The 19,958-nt window shown below is 62.1% G+C and carries 16 protein-coding genes; 4 read left to right on the forward strand and 12 right to left on the reverse strand.

Annotated elements, in window-relative coordinates:
* Positions 1 to 145 precede the first annotated feature (145 nt).
* The 5 genes from B0G71_RS34815 to B0G71_RS34835 all read right to left on the reverse strand — a co-directional run bounded on the left by B0G71_RS34815 (position 146) and on the right by B0G71_RS34835 (position 5,911).
* Complete coding sequence (locus tag B0G71_RS34815; protein ID WP_116147618.1) at positions 146 to 2,005, reverse strand: TRAP transporter large permease subunit; 1,860 nt, start codon at positions 2,003 to 2,005, stop codon at positions 146 to 148.
* Positions 2,006 to 2,009: 4 nt separating this feature from the next.
* Positions 2,010 to 3,053: a TRAP transporter substrate-binding protein gene (locus tag B0G71_RS34820; RefSeq protein ID WP_116147620.1), complete on the reverse strand. Its 1,044-nt coding sequence runs from the start codon at positions 3,051 to 3,053 to the stop codon at positions 2,010 to 2,012.
* A gap of 164 nt (positions 3,054 to 3,217) precedes the next feature.
* Entirely contained in the window at positions 3,218 to 3,982 is a 765-nt protein-coding gene (locus tag B0G71_RS34825; RefSeq protein WP_116147622.1) for an SDR family NAD(P)-dependent oxidoreductase, read from the reverse strand.
* An 88-nt stretch (positions 3,983 to 4,070) separates the two neighbouring features.
* Complete coding sequence (locus B0G71_RS34830) at positions 4,071 to 5,069, reverse strand: transketolase family protein (protein WP_181916873.1); 999 nt, start codon at positions 5,067 to 5,069, stop codon at positions 4,071 to 4,073.
* Positions 5,066 to 5,911 (reverse strand): transketolase, encoded by an 846-nt coding sequence (locus B0G71_RS34835; RefSeq protein WP_116147626.1) that lies wholly within the window; start codon positions 5,909 to 5,911, stop codon positions 5,066 to 5,068. The genes B0G71_RS34830 and B0G71_RS34835 overlap by 4 nt, the downstream gene beginning before the upstream one ends.
* Before the next feature lie 132 nt (positions 5,912 to 6,043).
* Here B0G71_RS34835 and gcvA point away from each other — a divergent pair, with 132 nt between their 5' ends.
* Positions 6,044 to 6,934 (forward strand): transcriptional regulator GcvA, encoded by an 891-nt coding sequence (gene gcvA, locus B0G71_RS34840; protein ID WP_181916874.1) that lies wholly within the window; start codon positions 6,044 to 6,046, stop codon positions 6,932 to 6,934.
* A gap of 42 nt (positions 6,935 to 6,976) precedes the next feature.
* Here the strand turns inward: gcvA and B0G71_RS34845 are convergent, their stop codons facing one another.
* The 3 genes from B0G71_RS34845 to B0G71_RS34855 form a co-directional block, all read right to left on the reverse strand.
* A complete protein-coding gene (locus tag B0G71_RS34845) occupies positions 6,977 to 9,913 on the reverse strand; it encodes a winged helix-turn-helix domain-containing protein (protein WP_116147630.1) in 2,937 nt (978 codons plus the stop codon).
* A gap of 278 nt (positions 9,914 to 10,191) precedes the next feature.
* Entirely contained in the window at positions 10,192 to 11,109 is a 918-nt protein-coding gene (locus tag B0G71_RS34850) for a helix-turn-helix transcriptional regulator (protein WP_106283210.1), read from the reverse strand.
* 527 nt (positions 11,110 to 11,636) lie between these two features.
* The gene (locus B0G71_RS34855) at positions 11,637 to 12,608 is read right to left on the reverse strand and encodes a GlxA family transcriptional regulator (RefSeq protein WP_116149150.1); all 972 of its coding nucleotides are present in this window, start codon (positions 12,606 to 12,608) and stop codon (positions 11,637 to 11,639) included.
* Positions 12,609 to 12,827: 219 nt separating this feature from the next.
* Here B0G71_RS34855 and B0G71_RS34860 point away from each other — a divergent pair, with 219 nt between their 5' ends.
* The 3 genes from B0G71_RS34860 to B0G71_RS34870 all read left to right on the forward strand — a co-directional run bounded on the left by B0G71_RS34860 (position 12,828) and on the right by B0G71_RS34870 (position 15,462).
* On the forward strand, positions 12,828 to 13,814 hold the full coding sequence (locus B0G71_RS34860; RefSeq protein ID WP_116147632.1) for a nitrilase-related carbon-nitrogen hydrolase: 987 nt from the start codon (positions 12,828 to 12,830) through the stop codon (positions 13,812 to 13,814).
* Between the two features lie 88 nt (positions 13,815 to 13,902).
* Positions 13,903 to 14,445: a carbonic anhydrase gene (locus tag B0G71_RS34865; protein ID WP_116147634.1), complete on the forward strand. Its 543-nt coding sequence runs from the start codon at positions 13,903 to 13,905 to the stop codon at positions 14,443 to 14,445.
* Between the two features lie 66 nt (positions 14,446 to 14,511).
* A complete protein-coding gene (locus B0G71_RS34870) occupies positions 14,512 to 15,462 on the forward strand; it encodes an NmrA family NAD(P)-binding protein (RefSeq protein ID WP_258875728.1) in 951 nt (316 codons plus the stop codon).
* 215 nt (positions 15,463 to 15,677) lie between these two features.
* On the opposite strand, the gene B0G71_RS34875 is transcribed toward B0G71_RS34870, so the two are convergent.
* The 4 genes from B0G71_RS34875 to B0G71_RS34890 all read right to left on the reverse strand — a co-directional run bounded on the left by B0G71_RS34875 (position 15,678) and on the right by B0G71_RS34890 (position 19,608).
* The gene (locus tag B0G71_RS34875; RefSeq protein WP_241974887.1) at positions 15,678 to 15,983 is read right to left on the reverse strand and encodes a hypothetical protein; all 306 of its coding nucleotides are present in this window, start codon (positions 15,981 to 15,983) and stop codon (positions 15,678 to 15,680) included.
* A gap of 359 nt (positions 15,984 to 16,342) precedes the next feature.
* Positions 16,343 to 17,821 (reverse strand): YncE family protein, encoded by a 1,479-nt coding sequence (locus B0G71_RS34880; protein WP_116147638.1) that lies wholly within the window; start codon positions 17,819 to 17,821, stop codon positions 16,343 to 16,345.
* Positions 17,818 to 18,318 carry a DUF305 domain-containing protein gene (locus B0G71_RS34885; protein ID WP_116147640.1) on the reverse strand — a complete coding sequence of 167 codons (501 nt, stop codon included), beginning with the start codon at positions 18,316 to 18,318 and terminating at the stop codon, positions 17,818 to 17,820. Before B0G71_RS34885 ends, B0G71_RS34880 begins: the two co-directional genes overlap by 4 nt.
* A gap of 510 nt (positions 18,319 to 18,828) precedes the next feature.
* Entirely contained in the window at positions 18,829 to 19,608 is a 780-nt protein-coding gene (locus B0G71_RS34890) for an MOSC domain-containing protein (RefSeq protein WP_116147642.1), read from the reverse strand.
* Positions 19,609 to 19,958: the final 350 nt, after the last annotated feature.

The raw sequence follows: 19,958 nt of genomic DNA on the forward strand, positions 1-19,958 counted from the left end.
AAGGCTCCTCTACGCCGCTGCTTCACGGGCAGCGGCGGCAGTCAGACAAATTGAATCAATCGATTGGCGTGGCCCAAAGAAGCGGGCGGAAGAACATCGCGCGAAGCCTTGCGGTTTTGGCCTCGCGCTTCAGGAGATCAAAGGCTCAATGCAGGAAGCCCGTCGAAATCCACGGCACGGCGGCCACGATGATCAGCCCGGCCATCAACGCGGCGATGTAGCCGAGAATCGGCTTCATGCCTTCGTCCGGATGGATGCGGCTCACCGCGCAAGCCGAGTAGTAGCCCACGCCGAACGGCGGCGCGAACAGGCCCACGCCCATCGAGAGGATCACGACCATTGCGTAATGCACGTCGTGGATATGCATGGCCCGCGCGATCGGAAACATCAGCGGACCGAACAGCACGATGGCCGGAATGCCTTCAAGCACGCTGCCGAGAATCACGAACATGCAGATCGATGCCGCCATGAACATCGCCGCGCCGCCCGGCAAAGCGCCCAGCGTCTGCGCGAGTTGGCCCGAGAAGCCGGATTGCGTCAAAGCCCACGCCATCGCGGTGGCCGCGCCGATGATCAGCAAAATCGCGCCGGACAGCGTGGCCGTATCGATCAGCATCGGCTTGAGCCGCTTCCACTCGAAGCGGCGATAGATCAGCAAGCCGGCCAGCACCGCATACGCAATGCCGATGGTGGAGACTTCGGTCGCCGTCGCGATGCCTTCGACCACCGCCGCGCGAATCACGAACGGCAGCGCGAGCGCCGGAAACGCGATCACCAGCTTGCGCAGAATCTCGCTGCGCGTCGCGCGCTTGACGCTCGACATGTCCTCGCGCCGATAGCGCCATTGCACGACGATGCACAGCGTGATCGCCAGTACGATGCCCGGCAGCATGCCGCCGGTGAAGAGCGCGGAGATCGACACACCGGTCACCGAGCCGAGCGTGATCAGCACGAGGCTCGGCGGAATCGTCTCGGTCTGCGCGCCGGTCGCGGCGAGCAGCGCGACCAGGTCGCCGGGTTTCGCGCCGCGCGCTTTCATCTCCGGGAACAGGACCGGCGCGACTGCGGCCATGTCGGCGGCCTTCGATCCTGAGATACCGGAGACGAGATACATCGCGCCGACCAGCACGTACGAAAGACCGCCGCGCACGTGACCCAGCAGGCTCGCGAGAAACGCGATCATCGCCGCTGCCATGCCGGTCATCTCGATCAACTGGCCGAGGAACACGAAAAGCGGCACGGACAGCAGGATCAGATGCGACATGCCTTCGTCCATGCGGCCGACCACCACCGGCATTGGCGTGTTCGTGGTCAGCGCGAGATAACCGAAGGTGGCGAGACCGAACGAGAACGCGATGGGCACGCCGCTCAGCACGCCGAGCGCCACGAGGCCGACAAAGAAAATGAGCAAGTTGATATTGCCAAGATCGCGCAACACCGGTCCGAGCGCGATAAAAATGCCGACCAGCGCGCCGACCGTCGCGACCGCGCCCAGCACGAGACGCCAGTTGCCCATGCGCGCGAGGCGCACTACGGCGACCAGCAGCATCAGTGCGGAACCGATCGGCAAGGCGGCGGCGCGCCACGAATTCGACAGTTCGAGCGCGGGCGTGGTGATGAACGACTCGTCCTGCGCGAAGCTGATGGCCGGCCCGATCACCATCGCGAGAAACGCGATCGGCGCGGCGATCGCCACGACGTCGAGAAACGCGCGCACGCCCGGCGGCGCCATGCCGACCAGCGCGGTCATCCGCATATGCTCGCCGCGCCGCAAGGCGATCACGGCGCCGAGCATGGCGAGCCAGAGGAACAGCATGGAGGCCAGTTCGTCGGACCAGACGAGCGGCGCGTGCAGGATATAGCGGCTCGTCACGCCGGCCAGCAGCACGACGATTTCCGCCAGCACGAGCAAGGCAGCGGGAATCTCCACCAGATGCCCGAGCGCTGAATCGAGCGCACAGGCGAAGCGGTGCTGCCGCTCGTGTGAGTAAGAGATCGAGATCATCGCATCACCCCAGTTTTCCGACGGACTTCTCCAAGAGACTCCAGGCTTCGTCGCCGTATTTGCTCTTCCAGTCGTGGTAGAAGCTCGTCTTGGCCAGTGCGGCGCGGAACGACTCACGATCCACGTCGATGAAAGTAATGCCCTTGGTTTTCAGATCGTCGCGCAGGGAACCGCTCAGCTTCGCGATGTCCGCGCGCTGCAGCATCGCGGCCTTTTCGAATTCGCGCGTGACGATGGTGCGCATGTCCGCCGGCAGTCGCTCCCACGCGGCGCGGTTGCCGAGAATCCAGTAACCGTCCCACACGTGCGAAGTGAGGCTGATGTACTTCTGCACTTCATAGAGCTTGGCCGTGGCGATGATCGGCAGCGGATTTTCCTGGCCTTCCACCACACCGGTCTGCAAGGCCGAATAGAGTTCATTGAAGTTGATCGGCGCGGGGCCCGCGTCGAGCGCCTTGAACAGCGAAGTCAGCATCGGCGCTTGCGGCACGCGGATCTTGAAGCCCTTCAGGTCGGCCGGCGCACGCAGCGCGCGCGTGGACGAGCTGATCTGCCGGAAGCCGTTGTCCCACACCTTGCTGACCGAAACGAGTCCGGACTTGCCGATCTGCCCGCGAATGTAATTGCCGAGGTCGCCGTCCATGGCTTTCCACACCGCGTCGTAGTCCTTGAACGCGAAGCCGGTATTGACGATGCCCGCGGCCGGCGTGAGCGTCGCGAGAATCGACGAGGCCTGGTTGAAAAACTCCACACCGCCGTTGCGCACCTGTGAGAGGAGGTCGGTGTCGGAGCCGAGCTGGTTCTGCGGAAACAGCTTGATGTCGAGGCGGCCGTTGGTCGCTTCGCGAATGTGATTGATCGCCTCCTGAGCGCGGATGTTGACCGGATGCGTCGGGTCCTGGCCGGTGGCGAGTTTGTACGAGAACTCGGGCGCCGCCATGGCGCGCCGCGAGACGCTCCACAACGGCACGGCTGCGGACAAGGTCGCGCCGGCTTTCAGAAAGGTGCGGCGGCTGATGCCCTGCGGGGCGTTCGAACGGGTAGTCATGGTGTCTTCCTCCAATGTGGCGTGTCGTTATGTTTTCTGGGGTCGCGAGCGCGGCGGCTGCACGTGTCGCGCGCCGCGTCCGTTTGTTCTCTACTACGAGGTCTCCATCGAGGCCGCCGGCCTCCCGCCGCGCAGCCTGTCCTGCTGGACGAATCGGCGTTGAATCAGCCGTGAATCAGCATGCCGCCGTTCACGTCGATCACCGCGCCGGTGATATACGACGACAGGTCCGACGCGAGGAACAGGAACGCGCCGGCCACATCGTCGGGTACGCCGAGGCGATTCAGCGGAATGCCCGAAAGAATTTCGACGCGCTTGTCGTCGCTGATCTTGCCGGCGTTGATGTCGGTCTGGATCAGGCCTGGCGTCACGCAGTTCACGCGAATGCCGTCGTTGCCGAGTTCGCGCGCCATCGCTTTCGCCAGACCAAGCACGCCGGCTTTGGCCGCCGAATAGTGCGGGCCGCCGAGAATGCCGCCGCCGCGCTGCGCCGATACCGACGACATGCAGCCGATCGAACCGCTCTTCTGCTTCTTCATTTGCGGCACGACCGCTTGCGACAGATACAGCACGCCACGCAGGTTGACGTCGAGAATGCGGTCCCAGCTTTCCGGGTCGATGTCGAGGAATTTGGCCGCCTGGGTGATGCCGGCGTTATTGATCAGGATATCGATCGAACCGAAATCGGCGACGGTGCGCTCGACGGCGGCCTGGCATGCGCCACGGTCGGTGACATTGCACACATAGCCGCGATGCTCCGGCCCGATCGACGCCGCAGCCTCTATAGCGGCGTTTTCGTCGAGATCGAAAATGGCGATGCGCGCGCCATGAGCGGCAAACTTGCGTGCGGTCGCCATGCCGATGCCGCGCGGCGACGCGCCGCCGGAAATAACGGCGACCTTGCCGTCGAGAAGACGTGACTCTGACATGTTGCGGATCTCCTGAATGTGATGTTTATGGTTTGCTACTGTCTTTGCTATCGGTGACTACACTTGCTTGTACTGATGAAATCGACGCCTAGCGCAGCCAGCCTTTGATCGTGTCGCACATCGCTTCGGTCGAAATGCCGTAGCGGTCGTGCAGCGTCGGCAGCGCGCCGGCGTCGAGAAAGGCGTCGGGCAGGCCGATCTGACGGAAGGGCGGGGTGACGCCATTGGTGAGCAGCACGGTGGCGACCGCCTCGCCGAGGCCGCCGATCACGGTATGGTTCTCCGCGACGATCACGAGGCGCCCCGGACGGCGCGCTTCGCGCAGCAGTGTGACGGCATCGAGCGGCTTGATGGTCGGCACGTGCAGCACGCCCACGTCGATGCGGTCGGCGGCGAGCGCCGTGGCCGTTTCGAGCGCGCGCATCGTCATGATCCCCGACGAGATGATCAGCACTTCGGCGCCGTCGCGCAGCAGCTTCGCCTTGCCGAGTTCGAACTGATAGTCGTATTCGTCGAGCACGACCGGCACGTTGCCGCGCAAAAGCCGCGCGTACACCGGGCCGCGATGGTCGGCAATGGCCGGCACCATCTGCTCGATTTCGAGTGCGTCGCACGGGTCGATCACCGTGAGGTTCGGCATCGCGCGGAACAGAGCGAGGTCTTCTGCCGCCTGGTGACTTGGACCGTAGCCAGTCGTGAGGCCGGGCAGCGCGCACACCAGCTTGACGTCGAGGTTGTCCTCGGCGATCGCCTGATGAATGAAGTCGTAGGCGCGGCGCGCGGCGAACACCGCATACGTGGTGACGAACGGCTGCGCGCCTTCGTGCGCCATGCCGGCGGCTGCGCCCATCAACAGTTGTTCGGCCATGCCCATCTGATAGAAACGCTCGGGAAATTCCTTCGCGAACAGATGCAGGTCGGTGTATTTGCCGAGGTCGGCGGTCATGCCGACCACTTCGGGCCGGTTGCGCGCCAGCTCCACCAGCGCGTGGCCGAACGGAGCGGAGCGGGTGATCTGGCCTTCGCCGGCGATCGAGGCGATCATCGCCGAAGTCTTCAGACGCGGTTTCGGTGCGGCGGCGCTCATACGGTTCTCCCGGCTTCGAGCGCCTGCAGCGCGAGTTGCCACTCGTGCGCATCGACGCGGATAAAGTGGCTCTTCTCGCGTGCTTCGAGGAACGGCACGCCGCAGCCCATGCGCGTATCGCAGACGATGATGCGCGGCTGCGCTTCGGGATGCGCGCGCGCTGCATCGAACGCGGCGACCACAGCCGCGAGATCGTTGCCGTCCACACGCTGCACGAACCAGCCGAACGCGAGCAGCTTGTCGACCAGCGGCTCGAATGCCATGACCGCCGAAGATGGCCCGTCGGCCTGCTGGTTGTTGACATCGACCATTGCGATCAGGTTGTCGAGCTTCCAGTGCGCGGCGGACATCAGGCCTTCCCACACCGCGCCTTCGTCGAGTTCTCCGTCCGAAAACAGCGTGTAGACGGTGGCGTCCGAACCCTTGCGCTTCAGACCCAGGCAGCGGCCGACCGCGATCGTCAGCCCCTGGCCGAGCGAGCCGCCGGACATCTCCATGCCGGGCGTGTAGCTCGCCATGCCGGACATCGGCAGGCGGCTGTCGTCGCTGCCGTAGGTCTCCAGTTCTTCGTCGGCGATGATGCCGGCTTCGATCAGCGCCGCGTACAGCGCGATCGCGTAGTGGCCGTTGGAAAGCAGAAAGCGGTCGCGGCCTTCCCAGTCGGGATCGTCGGCGCGATAACGCATGGCGCGGAAATAGGCGACCGCCAGCACGTCGGCAATGTCGAGCGCCTGGCCGATATAGCCTTGCCCTTGCACCTCTCCCATGCGCAGCGCGTTGCGGCGGATCTGGTAGGCGTGCTCCGCGAGCTGGGGGTACGGTGCGGGTTCTCTGGGATTCACTGTCTCGTCTCCTGTTTTGCGTGGGCTGCATTCCATGCCGCAGCCAGTGATGACAAGCGTAATCGGACACCAGATATCGCTCAAACGAATTAAGATGGCCGATAGATGAATTGAATTCACGTGGATGCTGCCATGCACAATCGCGTTACGCTCAAGTCGATACAAGCCTTCGAAGCAGCCGCCCGGCTCTCGTCGTTCGCGCTCGCAGCAGAAGAACTGTTCGTGACGCCCTCGGCGGTTAGCCATCAAATCAAGCTGCTCGAAGAGCAATTGAGCATTCGTCTGTTCCATCGGCTGCATCGCACGGTGCTGTTGACGGACTCGGGAAGGCAATACGCAGAGGAAATCAGCTCGGCATTCGCGCGCATCGACGCGGCTACGCGCGAGATCGGCCGCGTGGCGAAGAGCGACATCCTCACGATTCACTGCACGCCGAGTTTCGCGACCCAATGGCTGATGCCGCGCATCGCGCGTTTCAGCGCGGCGCATACCGATATCGACGTGCGTTTGAATGCGTCATCGGAAGCGGCGGACCTGATTTCGGAAGCGGTCGATATCGACATCCGCTATGGTCCGCGCAAGCTGCAACCGGCCGGCACGCTGGTGCTGGAATTGCCGCCGGAGACGATCGTGCCGCTATGCGCGCCCGCGCTGATGAGCGGCGACTATCCGCTGCGTAGCGTCGCGGACTTGCAGCACCATCCGTTGATTCATAGCGAGGGCTGCCTGGTCGGCTGGCGGGACTGGATGCGTTTGCATCGTAAGACGCGGATCGATATTGGACGCGGGCCGCGTTTCGACCGCTCGTTCATGGCGTTGAGCGCGGCGGTGGATGGACTGGGTGTGTGTCTGGAGAGTCTGCTGCTTGCGCAGCGCGAGTTGGAAACCGGGCGACTGGTCGCGCCGTTCGGCGTGGATGGCCTGAACGTGCATGGCTACACGCTGAATCTGTTGAAGTCGCGTGCGGATTTGCCGAAGCTGCGCAACTTTCAGGACTGGTTGTTTGCTGAACTGCAGCGGTGAGGTGGGCGCCGCCGTCGCGCAACTCAACAGCAGGTAGCGCGCCTAGCCGACGCGTTCGATGGAATCGCTAAACCGATGCGCTTCATGCCGCGGCATTTCGAACACTGCTGGTTGCAGTGTCTTGCCGTGACGTGAGCGCAGCGCCCTGATCATCGTGAACAGCGAGCGCACATCGGCGGCGCTGGCCGACGCGTCGAAATACGGCGCGATCTGTTCCAGCACTTCGATCGCTTCGTCATTCCGGCCTTGGTCGCGCAGCAGTGCCGCCGTGGCCAGCGACGCGCGCAGCTCCCACATTCTCGCGCCCTGCGCGCGGGACATTTCAAGTGCCGTCGCGAAACAGGTGAGCGCGTGAGTGAGCCTGTCGCTGAATTCTTCGCCGGCACCGGCTTGCACGCCGGCTTCAGCGTGCGCGGCGATCCCCAGCACACGCCAGATTTCCGGCACAAACATCAGTTCACCGTGATGTTGGCAAAACGCCAGCGCGTCGTTCAGTCGGCTGGTCGCTTCGCGAGTGCGTCCCACGCTCACGAGCGCCTCCGCATGCACGACGACAAACAACGTAACGAGGCGCCTGAAGCCGCGCGCAATCAACGCATCGAGCGATGCGGCCAGGATCGGCAGCGCCGGCGCCACCTGTCCGTCGAGGATGTCGCGGTAAGCGCTCAGGCAGCCGCAATACTCCACCCACGCGTCGAAGCGATGCAGCGCTGCCTGCGAGCGCATGATCTCCAGGTACGCCCCGGCGCGGCTCAGATCGCCCGACAGCAGCGCGAGCGGCGCGGCCACGGCGCCGAGCATGTGCGTGAGCGATGGCTCCATTGTTTCCGGGCGAACCCGGCTCACGAGCGTATCGACCAGCGTCATGGCCTCACCAGGCTGGCCCTGAAGCCAGGCGATCCGCGCGAGCGTCCCATTGCAATAGACGAGCGGATCGACGGCGAACGCGCTGTCCCGCTGCGACTCGCCCTCAAGTTGCGCAAAGCGTTCGCGCGCGCCCAGCAGTCTCCGTTTGGCCTCCGCGTGCTGCCCGAGACAATGCTGCGATATGGCCACTGCCTGGTCGCCCAGAACGGCTTGCCATGCATTGCTTTCGTCTTCGGCGAGACGCTGCAATTGCCGCGCGAACTTCATCGATTCGTGGATGTTGCTGCTGGAGAGCATCATGTTCCATAGGCCCCACAGCGCGCGCGCCTGAAACGCGCGGTCGCCGCTCGCGATCGCCAGCGCGAAGACATCGCGCCACAGTTCGGCCGACCGCGCCACGCACCCGTGAACCGACGGCAAGGCCGTCGCCAACGCCGCGCGCAGCCGCATCTCGCAGGCGGCGCCCACCGTGCCGACCGGAAGCTGGTCGAGTACGCCGACCGCCCGTTCGGCGCGTGCGCAGGCCTCCGCGATCATGCCGCCGTCGAGTAGCGCATCGGCGAGGTTGGACGCGAGATCGACGCCGAGACACACATCGCCTTCGGGGGAGAAGGCCCAGTCGAACGCGCTGCGCGCGTCGTCGAATGAGTGGTGGAGAATCGTGGCGCGCACGGCGTCGCGCGGCACGGCCGTCGCCGTGCGCAACTGAAAGCAGGTGGACAGATAGCGCGCGTGGCGCGAAGCGAACGCCGGGCGCTCGCCTTCGGCCTGCAGTTTTTCCAACGCGTAGGCTCGCGTCGATTCGGGCAGCCGGTACTTGGCGACCGGCCCGTCGAACTCGACGTTGGCAAGCGATTTGGCCAGCAGTTCGCTGATCCCGCTGATCGCATTCGCGATCGTCAACGTGGAATCGCACACGACCGCGCACATGGCCTCGAACGTGAACACGCCGCCGAACACGGCGATCCGCCGGAAGAGACACTGCGCGTCTTCGTCGAGTAATGCGAAGCTCCAGTCGAAGGTGGCGCGCAAGGTCTGATGGCGCGGCAGCGCGGTGCGGTAGCCGCCCGCGAGAATGGCCATGCGATCGTCCAGCCGCCGATGCACGCCCTCCACGCCGAGCGCCGCGACGCGCGCCGCGGCCAGTTCGATCGCGAGTGGAATGCCGTCCAGCCTGCGGCAAATCTCGCCGACCAGCCGCAATTCGGCGCTCTCGGCCCCCACCTTGTACTGCAATGAGTTGGCGCGCAGCAGAAACAGATTCACGGCCGACTGTTGCAGGATCTCCGCATCGGTGCAATGCAAGCGCGGTACGTCCAGGGGATCCACGCGAAATACGGTTTCGGGCATGATGCGCAGCGGTTCACGGCTCGTCACGAGCACACGCAGCGAATCGCTTTCCGCTGTCAATGCTTCCACGATTTCGGCCACGAAACCGATCCCATGCTCGGCATTGTCGAGCACCAGTAGCCGATGCCTGTGCGCGAGTGCCGCGGCGAGTTGCGTGACGGCGGGCGTCGCGCCTTCCGTGAGCGGCCCGCAGCCTTCCGCGATGGCGCCGAGTACGCCGTCATAAGTGGTCAGCGTGGCCAGTTCGACGAAGCAGGTTGGCTCGGCGAAATTCTCTTCAGCTTGACGCGCGGCTTCGATCGCGAGACTGGTTTTGCCGATGCCGCCCGCGCCCACCAGCGTCAGCACGTGCGCGTCCTGCAGCATCGCGCGGAGCTGTTCGACTGCCGCGTCTCGGCCCACGAGACGGCTTTTGGGCGAAGGCAAAGGACGCCCGGCGCAGACCTGATCGGCGGGCCGCACAGGGGCCGGCTTTTGCCGATGCACAAGCTGATAGCCGCGGCCGGGCACGGTGAGAATCAGATGCCGGTCCGCGCCGAGAATTTTGCGCAACGCCGACAGATGCACCTGGATGTTGTTCTCCTCCACCACGGTGTTCGGCCAGACCGCATTCATCAATTCGTCTTTCGTGACGAGACGGCCGGCGGCGGACACGATGACGGCGAGAATGTCGAAGGCGCGTGAGCCGAGATGCAGCGCTTCGCCGTCTCGCCGCACGATGCGCATTTCCAGATCGATTTGAAAGCGGCCTAGTTCAATCATGTCGTTTTCAAGTCCCGGGACAATGAGCGTGAGAGGGCGATGTGCCGCTCGGTAGCTATTGAGCGCCTTGCATGTCCTCGCTGCGGCGGCGCAGGCTCGAACAGCCATCGTCGATGGGCTCGAAAGTACCTTGGCAAATCACGCGCGTCTTGTCGGTTAGTGCGATGCTTTGTAGGAAAGTCTAACGGTGCGTGCGAATACGGTTGATTCGTTGCAATTGCGGCATGATTCAGGAGGCGGCAGGCGCCGTCAGCGGCGTGTGTTCGACGTCTGGCCGCTCAGCCGGTGGCCTGTCTGCGCCATGTGCCGGGCGGCGTACCGACCAGTTGCGAGAAGGTCCGCGTGAAATGGCTCTGGTCGGAGAAGCCGCATGCAATGGCGATTTGGGAAAGGGAATAGTCCGAATTTCTCAGGAGATCGCGAGCCCGGTCGATGCGCCGTTCGAGCAGCCATTGATGCGGCGTGCGATGCGTGGTTTCGCGAAAGGCGCGAATGAAGTAGCTGCGCGAGAGGTTGCACGCGTTGGCGATTTCTTCGATCGACACGTTGCCTTGCGACTTGGCGAGCAACATGTCTTTGGCGCGCGTTTCCTGCAAGCTCGAAAGGCGCCGGGTCTTGCTGAAGGACGAGCACGCCGTGTCGCCGTATCGATCGAGCAGATGTGTGCCGATGGCGAGACCTAACTGTTCGACAAACAGCGGGCTTGCGTCGCTCTTGCGGTCCAGCGTGAGCGAGAGGATCTGCGCGAAGTGGCCGAGCGTTGGATCGTGGCGACCGGCGAGCGTGGCGAGGCGCGGCACGTTTGAACCGTTGCGCTCATAACAGGCGTTGGCGATGAAAGCACGCGACAGTTCGATCAGCACGAAATCGAATCCGCGTTGCAGATCGGCCTGGTAGTCGTCCGCGAAGTCGCGGATATAGACGCTATCCTGGCCGAAGTCGTGGGTCGTCCAACGGTGCGCCGAATAGATGCGCCGCCGGTGGCCTGGCTTGAGCGACACGCCGATCAGGAAGCCGCGATCGGAACCGTGCATGGCGACCGCGCTTGGTTTGTCGTCCGCGGTGGACTTGCGATAAAACTTGAACTCGCCCGTGTCGAGTTCGAGGTCCCGGCCGAGCTGGTTCGAGAGGCATCCCAGCGAGTCTTTGGATCGTGCGGCCGGGGCGGTGGTGGCGGTCAGTGTGGCGTTCAACATAATGGGTCACCTCGATCGTCGCGCAGCGGTCGCACTGCTTTTAGCAATTTACCTGAAAATTAAAAAATGTAAGCAAGCGGGATTATGGCTTAATCGGCGCGGAAGGTGATAGTGCGGAGTTAAATGGGCGGTGCTTTAATAACAGGCAGAAGGACATATTTGATGCGGAAGCGTGGGCTCTGGAGCGTTCAGGCGTGGTGTCGCGCCTTATCGTTGGCGCAGCCGGTTTTATTTTTTTCAGCTTGCCGAAATGATTTATTTTTGCGCTGACATATAGGCGTAACAGATATCGGTGGCGTAGGGCGACAGAGTGAGTGCGACTGCCGCCGCAGTTGTGCGACTGAGCGACAAGGTTGGTATGACTGGACTACATTGTCTGGTAGCGTGAGCATCTACTGCGCCGAGGCCGAGTCGGACAGAAGTCGGCCAATATTGGCCGCTCGTCGTTGCCGAGATGCGGACACTCGAACGTCTCCTTCGCTCGGACATCGGCCATCTGTGGATGAGCCGCGCGTGGGCCAAGGTCGCTACGCCGCAGCGACTTCAGTAGCCGGCGGCGGGTTCCCCCGGGCGCTCCTGCGCAGAATATCAGCAGGTACCCCATACGTGCGGACGAACGCGCGGCGCATCCGTTCCCGATCCGCGAAACCCGTTTCCTGTGCCACGACGTTGATAGTGTGGCGGCCTTGCTCAATCATGAACCTGGCTGCTTCCAGACGAAGCTGTTCGACAGCTTTGGCAGGCGACTGACCCGTCTCGGCCACGAATGCGCGGCTGAACTGGCGAGGGCTGAGGTTCGCTACTTCCGCAAGCTCTTCGATGGTGAGGGGATTGCGCAGGTTGCGGCGAATGTGCGCGAGGACCAGTTCGATCCGATCGGATTTGGGTGTCATGTCCAGCAGTGCGGAGTGCTGCAGCTGACCACCCAGTCGACGCTGATTCATGACAAGCAGTCTGGCAACCATTTTTGCGACATCGGGGCCGAGGTCGCTGTCGAGCAACGCCAGGGCGAGGTCGATGCCCGCTGTCATTCCCGCCGAAGTCCAGAACGGACCATCGTTGACAAATATCCGATCTTCTTCTGTGCGGACATTCGGGAAGCGTGCCCTGAATTCGGACGCGTGAGCCCAATGCATGGTTGCGCGTCTGCCATCCAGTAGTCCTGCCTCGGCGAGGACAAACGCGCCGCTGCAGATCGAGCTTATCCGTCTGGATGCCTTCGCTGCCTCTTTGACGAACGCAACCACAGGTGCGTCGGAAGATGGCATTTTCATTTCAGTGATCGAGCCCACGATGACGGTGTCGAATGCCGGCTCGCCAAACGCCTCGGTTTCCAATGTCATGCCACCCGAAGATACAACAGGACCACCGCGTTCAGACAGGAGATGGACCTCGTAGCACGGGCCTCTCGGCGGCATGTTCGCGATCTCGAACACCGTCAGAGCCGCGAGGCTCATCATCTGAAATCTTCTCGGCACTATAAAGCCAATCCGGTGCATATCTGATCCTGCCGTTCGCAGTATGAACATGGTCTGAATGAGCGCCGTCTGGGTTGAATTCCCCAATAGCAGACTGATGAATCTAAGTAGTGAGCTTACTGCTCCACGGCGACGGATGTCATGAATGGTGGCAACAACGACATGGATCGTAATGGCCCGCGACGTTAAGGTACAAGCACTTCTCTTATCCGCGTCGCAGCCAGCGAAAGGAACATCATCATGTCGAAAATCATCCGTGCCGCAGCCGTCCAGATCGCGCCTGTCCTCTATAGCCGGGAAGGTACTGTCGATAAAGTCGTCAGAAAAATTCTGGAGCTCGGCAAGCAGGGCGTCCAGTTCGCGACGTTCCCCGAGACTGTCGTTCCCTATTATCCGTACTTCTCGTTCATCGAATCGCCATTCGCCATGGGTGCCGAGCATTACAAGCTGCTCGAGCAGGCGGTGACTGTCCCGTCCGACACGACTCGCGCAATCGGCGAGGCGGCACGCCAGGCTGGAATGGTGGTGTCGATTGGCGTCAATGAACGCGACGGCGGCACGATCTACAACACGCAACTCCTGTTCGATGCCGATGGCACGCTCGTGCAGCGGCGCCGGAAGCTCTCGCCGACTTATCACGAGCGAATGGTCTGGGGAATGGGCGATGGCTCAGGCCTGCGTGCAATCGATACCGCCGTGGGCCGCGTTGGCCAGCTGGCCTGCTGGGAGCACTACAACCCGCTTGCACGCTACGCGCTGATGGCCGATGGCGAGGAAATCCATTCGGCCATGTATCCTGGTTCGTTCGCAGGTGATCTTTTCTCGGAGCAGATTTCCGTAAACATCCGCCAGCACGCGCTGGAGGCCGGGGCCTTCGTGGTCAACGCGACTGCGTGGCTGACTCCCGAACAACAACAGCAGATTCTGCAAGATACCAACACAAACCAGATTGGCCCAATCTCCAGCGGCTGTTTCACTGCAATCATTTCGCCGGAGGGAGAGTACATGGGCGGCGAACCGCTGCGTGAAGGGGAAGGCGAGATCATTGCGGATCTGGATTTCTGGCAGATCGACAAGCGCAAACGCATGATGGACTCGCGCGGTCATTACAGCCGTCCAGACGTGCTCGGGCTGGTGATCGACCGCACGCCGAAGACACACGTGATCGAGCGAGCGTTACTCGCGCCGGGTGAAGAGCCAGCCACGCCTTTGGAAGCACTCGCGTGAGCCACACGTGGAGTCGCGCGATTTCGATGCAACCGACAAATGGAATTCAACCGGGCAATTCTGCCCCAAACGCGCAGGAGTAAAGAAAATGGACTTTAACGACGTCATGCTGGAGCGCAACGCCGACTTCGCTAACACCGCGTTCGCACCCGAACTCAAGATGATGCCATCGACGGGAACGGTCGTCGTCGGCTGCGTCGATCCTCGCGTCGATCCCGCCAACGTGCTGGGCTTGAAGCAGGGCGAAGCGGCCGTGATCCGTAACGTCGGTGGCCGCATCAACAATTCGCTGCTTGAAACGCTGGCCGTGCTGAGTGTCGTCGCCAAAGCAGCGGGACGCCCCGACGGTGCGCGCAATCTCGTCCTGCTCCAGCATACCGATTGCGGGATCATCGGTTGCCATAAGCATGCACCTGCGTTGCTCGCGAAGCATCTTGGTGTAGATATGGCCGGGCTCGATGATCTCGCAATCACGCAGCCGTACGAGGCAGTGGCTCTCGACGTCGCCGCACTCAGGGCGAACAAAGAGCTCCCGGATAGCCTGATCGTGTCGGGTCTGGTCTATGACGTCAAAACCGGCCACATCAAAACTGTCGTTCCTGCCGCACCTTTGCGCGAGTCGACAGTTTGACGAATCCACGGGATGCGAGAGCTGGTAAATCCCAGAGTCTGTCCTGAATACCTACCGCTGTCCCATATGTCGACGAGTGAAGAGCTCAGCGTGCCTCTTCCCTCCAACCTGGAGTATGAGATGAAGCATGATCTGTATCTGGTTACGGGCGCCATAGGCGCCACGGGCGGCGCCGCGATTGACGAACTGCTATCGAAGGGCGCGCGCGTGCGAGCCCTGGTCCATCGCGACGACGAGCGCGCCTCCGCACTGCGGGCAAAAGACATTGAAGTCGTTGTTGGCGATCTGCTGGACAGTCATGCTGTTCAAGCGGCGCTGCGAGACGTGACTGGTGCGTACTTCGTCTACCCGATCATGCAAGCGCAACTCGTCGATGCGACCGCCTATTTTGCGAACGCCGCAAAGCTCGCAGGCGTTTGCTCGATTGTCAACATGTCGCAGATTTCCGCGAGCGCCCATGCGCGCAGCCAGGCCTCGCTCGCGCACTGGTATGGCGAGCGTGTGTTCGATTGGGCCGGCGTTCCGGTCACGCATTTGCGGCCGACATTGTTTATGGAATGGCTGACCTACGGGTTTCAGCTCTCGCAAATCGCGAATCATGACTTGCTGCGCGTGCCTGCCGCTGATGGTCGTCACGCGCCGATCGCCGCCGCCGACCAAGGGCGGGTGATTGCATGCATCCTGTTAGATCCCGAGTCTCATGCGGGCAAGACATACCCATTATTCGGTGCCGAAGAACTGAATCACGAGCAGGTGGCCAAGATAGTTGGCGACGCGCTCGGCCGCCCCGTGCGCTACGAGCCGGAAAGCCTCGATTCATTTGAGGCGCGCCTTGAGCAAATCGGCTTATCGGCACATTTCATCCAGCACATTACGTCGGTGTATCGCGGTTACCAGGCGGGCGAATTCGCCGGCGCGAACGACATCGTCGAACAGCTTACCGGTCGAAAGCCGATTTCAGTGCGCGATTATGTCATCGAGAACCGCCGAATTTTTCAACCGACAACGCAACGCTAGACCTCGAGGGACGTGCTGATTGACGACACCTCTTGCGCTGACTGCTCGCTCAGATCTAAACGTCAAGTGCAACTCAGGTCGAGCGATGATACGGCTATCGGGCAGATACGCGCTGTGAGCAGCCGTTCAGACTGCGTAGGATTGAAGGGCGGCTGTGGGTCGCGTGCGGCCGATCGCCGTCAGGCAGAGGTCGGCCAAGCGCGATCTGTCGGCATTTATGCTCCGAAGTAAACGAGTTCGGGCGTCCGGCGCTGAAGATCCGCGACCGAGAGCGTTATGCGCTCGCCTGTTGCAGATGCTGCTTCATACTGTTGCACGGTACTTAGAATTCGTCGTTTGTTCAACTCGAACGCGAGTCGCACCTGTTGGACGGTTTCATTGCGAGCGCCAAGCTCTTCACTAACGACTTCAAACGGCAGCGCGAAAGCGCAGTATCCCCAGCCGAACCCATAGGCGGAAAACCACACCGCCGAGTCGGCGCAAAGAATGGGGGCAGTCATGGCAGTATGTAGCTGATCCATCGCATTTACCTGCGTCGACGATAGGTTGACATCAAAGTGTGGCACAGGGACCTTACAAACGCGGGGTTCTGTCGACACGACGTTACCACTCCGCCGAGATGATTGTCCTGTAGCGGAGGTGTGATTGCGAAGCGGGACTGATTCGAACGGGTCATGTCCTGCGGATCCCCAACAGGCAGGACCCGGCCATGAAGCGTCGTTCCCTCATGCCGTCGCTCAGACGTTCCGGCGTCTGTTCCCCTCAGGAGCAGGTCGTTCAATTCGCCGCCGCGACGGGATCGCTCCCGTGACTACCAGAATCAGATAGCCGCACCGCACACCGTTCCGCCACCGCGAACGAGACGTGGCGGCGGAACCGGTTACGGCGACTGCACCTGTACGGGGGCACCTGGCTTACCCGACGCTTGCGGGGCGACAACGAGGTAGCGGCGCTTGTCAGCGGCATGGCCCATTCCTGGTGTGACCAGTTGGCGAATCTGCCCGAGAGCGTTGACGATCGCCGAGCCGGCCGGATTGGACATGAAATTCGCGAGCACTTGCAGGTCACCCGTGCCGTCGGGGTTATCGGCAAGACCTAGAACATAGGGTTGCTTCGGTTGAAGACCAGTGACAGCGGCCTGGAGAACCTGCACCAGGCCCTGGTCGAACAACGCGACAGTCGTAGGTGCATGGGTGACGTCCGCCATCTTGCCCGCGCCCGCCGGCACCAGTGCAAGGTGGACGCTCTGACCAGCGAGTCCCAACGTCTGCAGATTCTGCGTACCATCACCTTCCGGCACCGCATTCGGCACATAGGTGACGGCCTGCGGCGCCTGGCCAATGGGCACAGTCGCGATGACCTTGTTGCTCAGTGTGTCGATCGCAGCCATCGCGTCGGCGTTCTCCAGCCCGACATAGATGCGGCTGCCGTCGCCCGACGGCCAGAGCCCGTGCGGCAAGTTGCCGACAGGTATCGTCGCGACCTGCGAAAAGTTGTCAGTTCGAAACACCTTGATCACATTCAAGCCCCCAACGGAGACGTACGCGAACGTGCCCTTGTCGTTATGTACGATGTTCACGTGATTCGTGATTGGGCCTGTGTCGAGTGTCCTGATCAGCGCGAATGGCGGCCTTGCATCGAACACCTGGACCCTGCCGGTGTCCTTGAGCGTGAACCAGACCTGCTTGCCGTCAGGCGTCGCCGCCAGGTCGGGACAAAAAGGGCTGGCCTGCTGGACCGTGCCGACGATCTTGTGGTCGGCCACGGACACCACCTCGATCTCCGGGTTGAAGGACGAGCAGACATAACCGTATTTCCCGTCCGGCGAGAATATCTGCATTCCGGGGCCAGCCGGGACAGTAATGCGTGTTTTCTCCTCATACGTTTTTCCGTCAAGTACCGCGACGTAGTTTTCACCACGCACGGTCACCCAGACCTCCTTTCCGTCGGGCGTGAAGAAAGCCTCGTGAGGCGAGCGGCCAACGTAGGTGACATGCTTGACGGCGTTAGTCTGCGTGTCGATGAATGAAACCGAGTTCGATCCGATCGAGACAACCGCAATCGTGTGATGGTCCGGCGAGAAACCCATGCCGTGCACAAGTAATTGACCTTTATACAACGGACTGAAATTGCCCGGCGAGGGATCGCCGAGCCGAATCAGGCCGAGCAGCGTGGTGTCGGCCGGGTCGATCACCGACACCGTGTTCGAAAACTGCTCAGCGGCGTAAACGCGGTCGTGATGGCTTACGGGAATGTCAGGATCGGACTGCGATCCAGGGGCCTGCCCAGCGCACGCGAGCTGAGTCGCCACCAGCATGGCTGCAGACAACGCGATGGTGATTCTTGATTGGCGTTTCATTGCTGGTCCTCCTGCATAGGGTTTGGCGTGTTCATTTGCATGCCGTGGTCGGACGGCCGGTGAACAGGTGCGACAGGCATAGACGCCGGCTTTTGCTGGTCCGGGGCGGCGGCAGGTGGCGGCAATGGCTGCCCGAGTGCGACGCGCATGGCGACAATTTCCTGTTGTTGCTCGACGACGATCTCTTGCGCGATGCGGCGTAACTGTTCGTTGTGACCGTAACGCAGTTCGGCCTGCGCCATGTCGATGGCGCCTTGATGGTGAGGCACCATCATTGCGACAAAATCGCGATCAACGTTGCCTGTCGGTCTCGTCGACATGCCGTCCATCATCCTTGTCATGGCGGTATTGTTCTCCGCCAGGAAGGGGGTTTCGTTGGACGTACCGTCGGTCTGTAAGCCGGCAGTGAAGGCAGGTGAGTCGCAAAGCGCCGAGATCGCCAGAACAATGACGACGCTCAGGATCGTCAGCGCGGTACGGGGGCTTGGGGTACGCACGATGGTTCTCCCGTTGTTATAAACAGGTGTCTCATTGGAGTGAACCTGTCAGATGCGGAGTTATTCCGTATCTCACACAGATTTCGCGCAGATGAGGGTTTGCGGCCCGATTGGGCGCCGCGGCATAGCCTGCCGAGTGCCGTCAAATCGCGTCAAGGTCATCAGTTCGTAAAGGAATGGTAGTGCGCGAGGAGGACGATCTGAAGATGACATCGCGTGGCCCACACAGGCTGTGAACCGGAGCGAAGCAAGGTCCGAAGATCATCAGCCGCGGCCCTTGATGCCGCACCGTTCCCGACAGCCGATACGGGTCGAGAGCCGAAGTTCGACGCCGTTGGCGGTGCGGCTTGCGACTAACTTCCGGGTTCGGCCAAACCGCGTCGGGCCCGACAAGGGGAAGTTAGCGAAAGGCAACGGTGCTGCGGGCAACCTGGAATCCGAAGGAAGCCGGAAGTGAAGCGCTGGTCCGACGAACAGAATCTCGAAACCCTGATTACCCCTCCGGGCTCGTCAGGCGGCGACGACCGTCACCGCATCGCCGACCGAACAGACGCCGTCGCTCAGCACCTCAAGATAAATGCCGAGATCGGCATGGCCGAAATGCTGCATGATCGCTTTCGGCAGATTGGCGTCGCGTGTGGCGGTCTCGGGATTGACGTTGATGGCGGCACAGCGCCGCGTCGGTAGGGCCCCGCGAAAGCGTACCCCGCCAATCTCGACTTCCCGACCGAGCCAGTTGAGCTCCGCCCAGGCAGGCACGCCGTCGAGATAGATGTTGGCGCGAAAGCGCAGGGGGTGCACGGAAGTCCCGGTCGCCTCCTCAAGCGCCCGCACGGAGGCCAGGTTGATCACCGAGATCGCTTTCATCATGACTGGCGAGACCACGCCGACATCCGTGAATTTGTGGCCTGCGGCCGAGACGAGGCGGGGGCGGCCTTCAGTCGCTTCGCCCAGATAAGCCGCCATGAAATCCTCGATCGCCTCGCGGCCCGCAGCACTCGTCGTCGCCGCCTCAAGCACAAGCTCACCGCGATAGCGAATGGTTAGCGTGCCGGTCTCTGGATCCAGCCGCGTCGCCAGCGCGGCAAGCTTTTCATTCTTGCGCAGCATCAGGAAATGGCCCTTGTCGAGCGGCTCGGGGGCTTCCGGATCGAAACGCGTCGTGCCGAGCGCCAGCGCGAATGCGCGGTCGAAGGACAGTCCTTGCCCGTGGCTGACGGCCATTTTCGTCAAGGGCTCGGGAGAGAGACCCTTGATTGGATAGCGGTAGAGATTGATAATTTTCGCCATTATTCCTGTCCCATCACTGATTTTCGCCATTAGTCCCGCAGTGCTTAACATAGCACCTGGTGAGGGTGACAAGCCACCAGGAACCGGGGTTGGATCGACAAGCGGCTCGCTCGATATGCGCAGAACAGTCCTTTGTGAGCATGGACAGGCGGGGACACAAATCGGTGACGTCTAGTTGCGTTCGAGCGGCGGGGCAGAACGGTCGCTCTGGAGCGCAGTGGCGGCATTCGCAGAAACTAACTGGGGACGGGAAGGCGCCGGCTTCCGCCGAGCGTCGTCGGACAGAATCCGGCCGATGCTGTTGAAAAAGTCGTTGACGTCTCCCGCGTTGAATCCATGGAGTTTCGAAT

The organism is Paraburkholderia sp. BL27I4N3, from assembly GCF_003386115.1.
Classification (GTDB): domain Bacteria; phylum Pseudomonadota; class Gammaproteobacteria; order Burkholderiales; family Burkholderiaceae; genus Paraburkholderia.

Coding starts and splice junctions, on each gene's coding strand:
- B0G71_RS34815 (WP_116147618.1), bottom strand. CDS start 2,005: ATGATCTCGATCTCTTACTCACACGAGCGGCAGCACCGCTTCGCCTGT.
- B0G71_RS34820 (WP_116147620.1), bottom strand. CDS start 3,053: ATGACTACCCGTTCGAACGCCCCGCAGGGCATCAGCCGCCGCACCTTT.
- B0G71_RS34825 (WP_116147622.1), bottom strand. CDS start 3,982: ATGTCAGAGTCACGTCTTCTCGACGGCAAGGTCGCCGTTATTTCCGGC.
- B0G71_RS34830 (WP_181916873.1), bottom strand. CDS start 5,069: ATGAGCGCCGCCGCACCGAAACCGCGTCTGAAGACTTCGGCGATGATC.
- gcvA (WP_181916874.1), top strand. CDS start 6,044: ATGCACAATCGCGTTACGCTCAAGTCGATACAAGCCTTCGAAGCAGCC.
- B0G71_RS34845 (WP_116147630.1), bottom strand. CDS start 9,913: ATGATTGAACTAGGCCGCTTTCAAATCGATCTGGAAATGCGCATCGTG.
- B0G71_RS34850 (WP_106283210.1), bottom strand. CDS start 11,109: ATGTTGAACGCCACACTGACCGCCACCACCGCCCCGGCCGCACGATCC.
- B0G71_RS34855 (WP_116149150.1), bottom strand. CDS start 12,608: ATGCACCGGATTGGCTTTATAGTGCCGAGAAGATTTCAGATGATGAGC.
- B0G71_RS34860 (WP_116147632.1), top strand. CDS start 12,828: ATGTCGAAAATCATCCGTGCCGCAGCCGTCCAGATCGCGCCTGTCCTC.
- B0G71_RS34865 (WP_116147634.1), top strand. CDS start 13,903: ATGGACTTTAACGACGTCATGCTGGAGCGCAACGCCGACTTCGCTAAC.
- B0G71_RS34870 (WP_258875728.1), top strand. CDS start 14,512: ATGTCGACGAGTGAAGAGCTCAGCGTGCCTCTTCCCTCCAACCTGGAG.
- B0G71_RS34875 (WP_241974887.1), bottom strand. CDS start 15,983: ATGGATCAGCTACATACTGCCATGACTGCCCCCATTCTTTGCGCCGAC.
- B0G71_RS34880 (WP_116147638.1), bottom strand. CDS start 17,821: ATGAAACGCCAATCAAGAATCACCATCGCGTTGTCTGCAGCCATGCTG.
- B0G71_RS34890 (WP_116147642.1), bottom strand. CDS start 19,608: ATGGCGAAAATTATCAATCTCTACCGCTATCCAATCAAGGGTCTCTCT.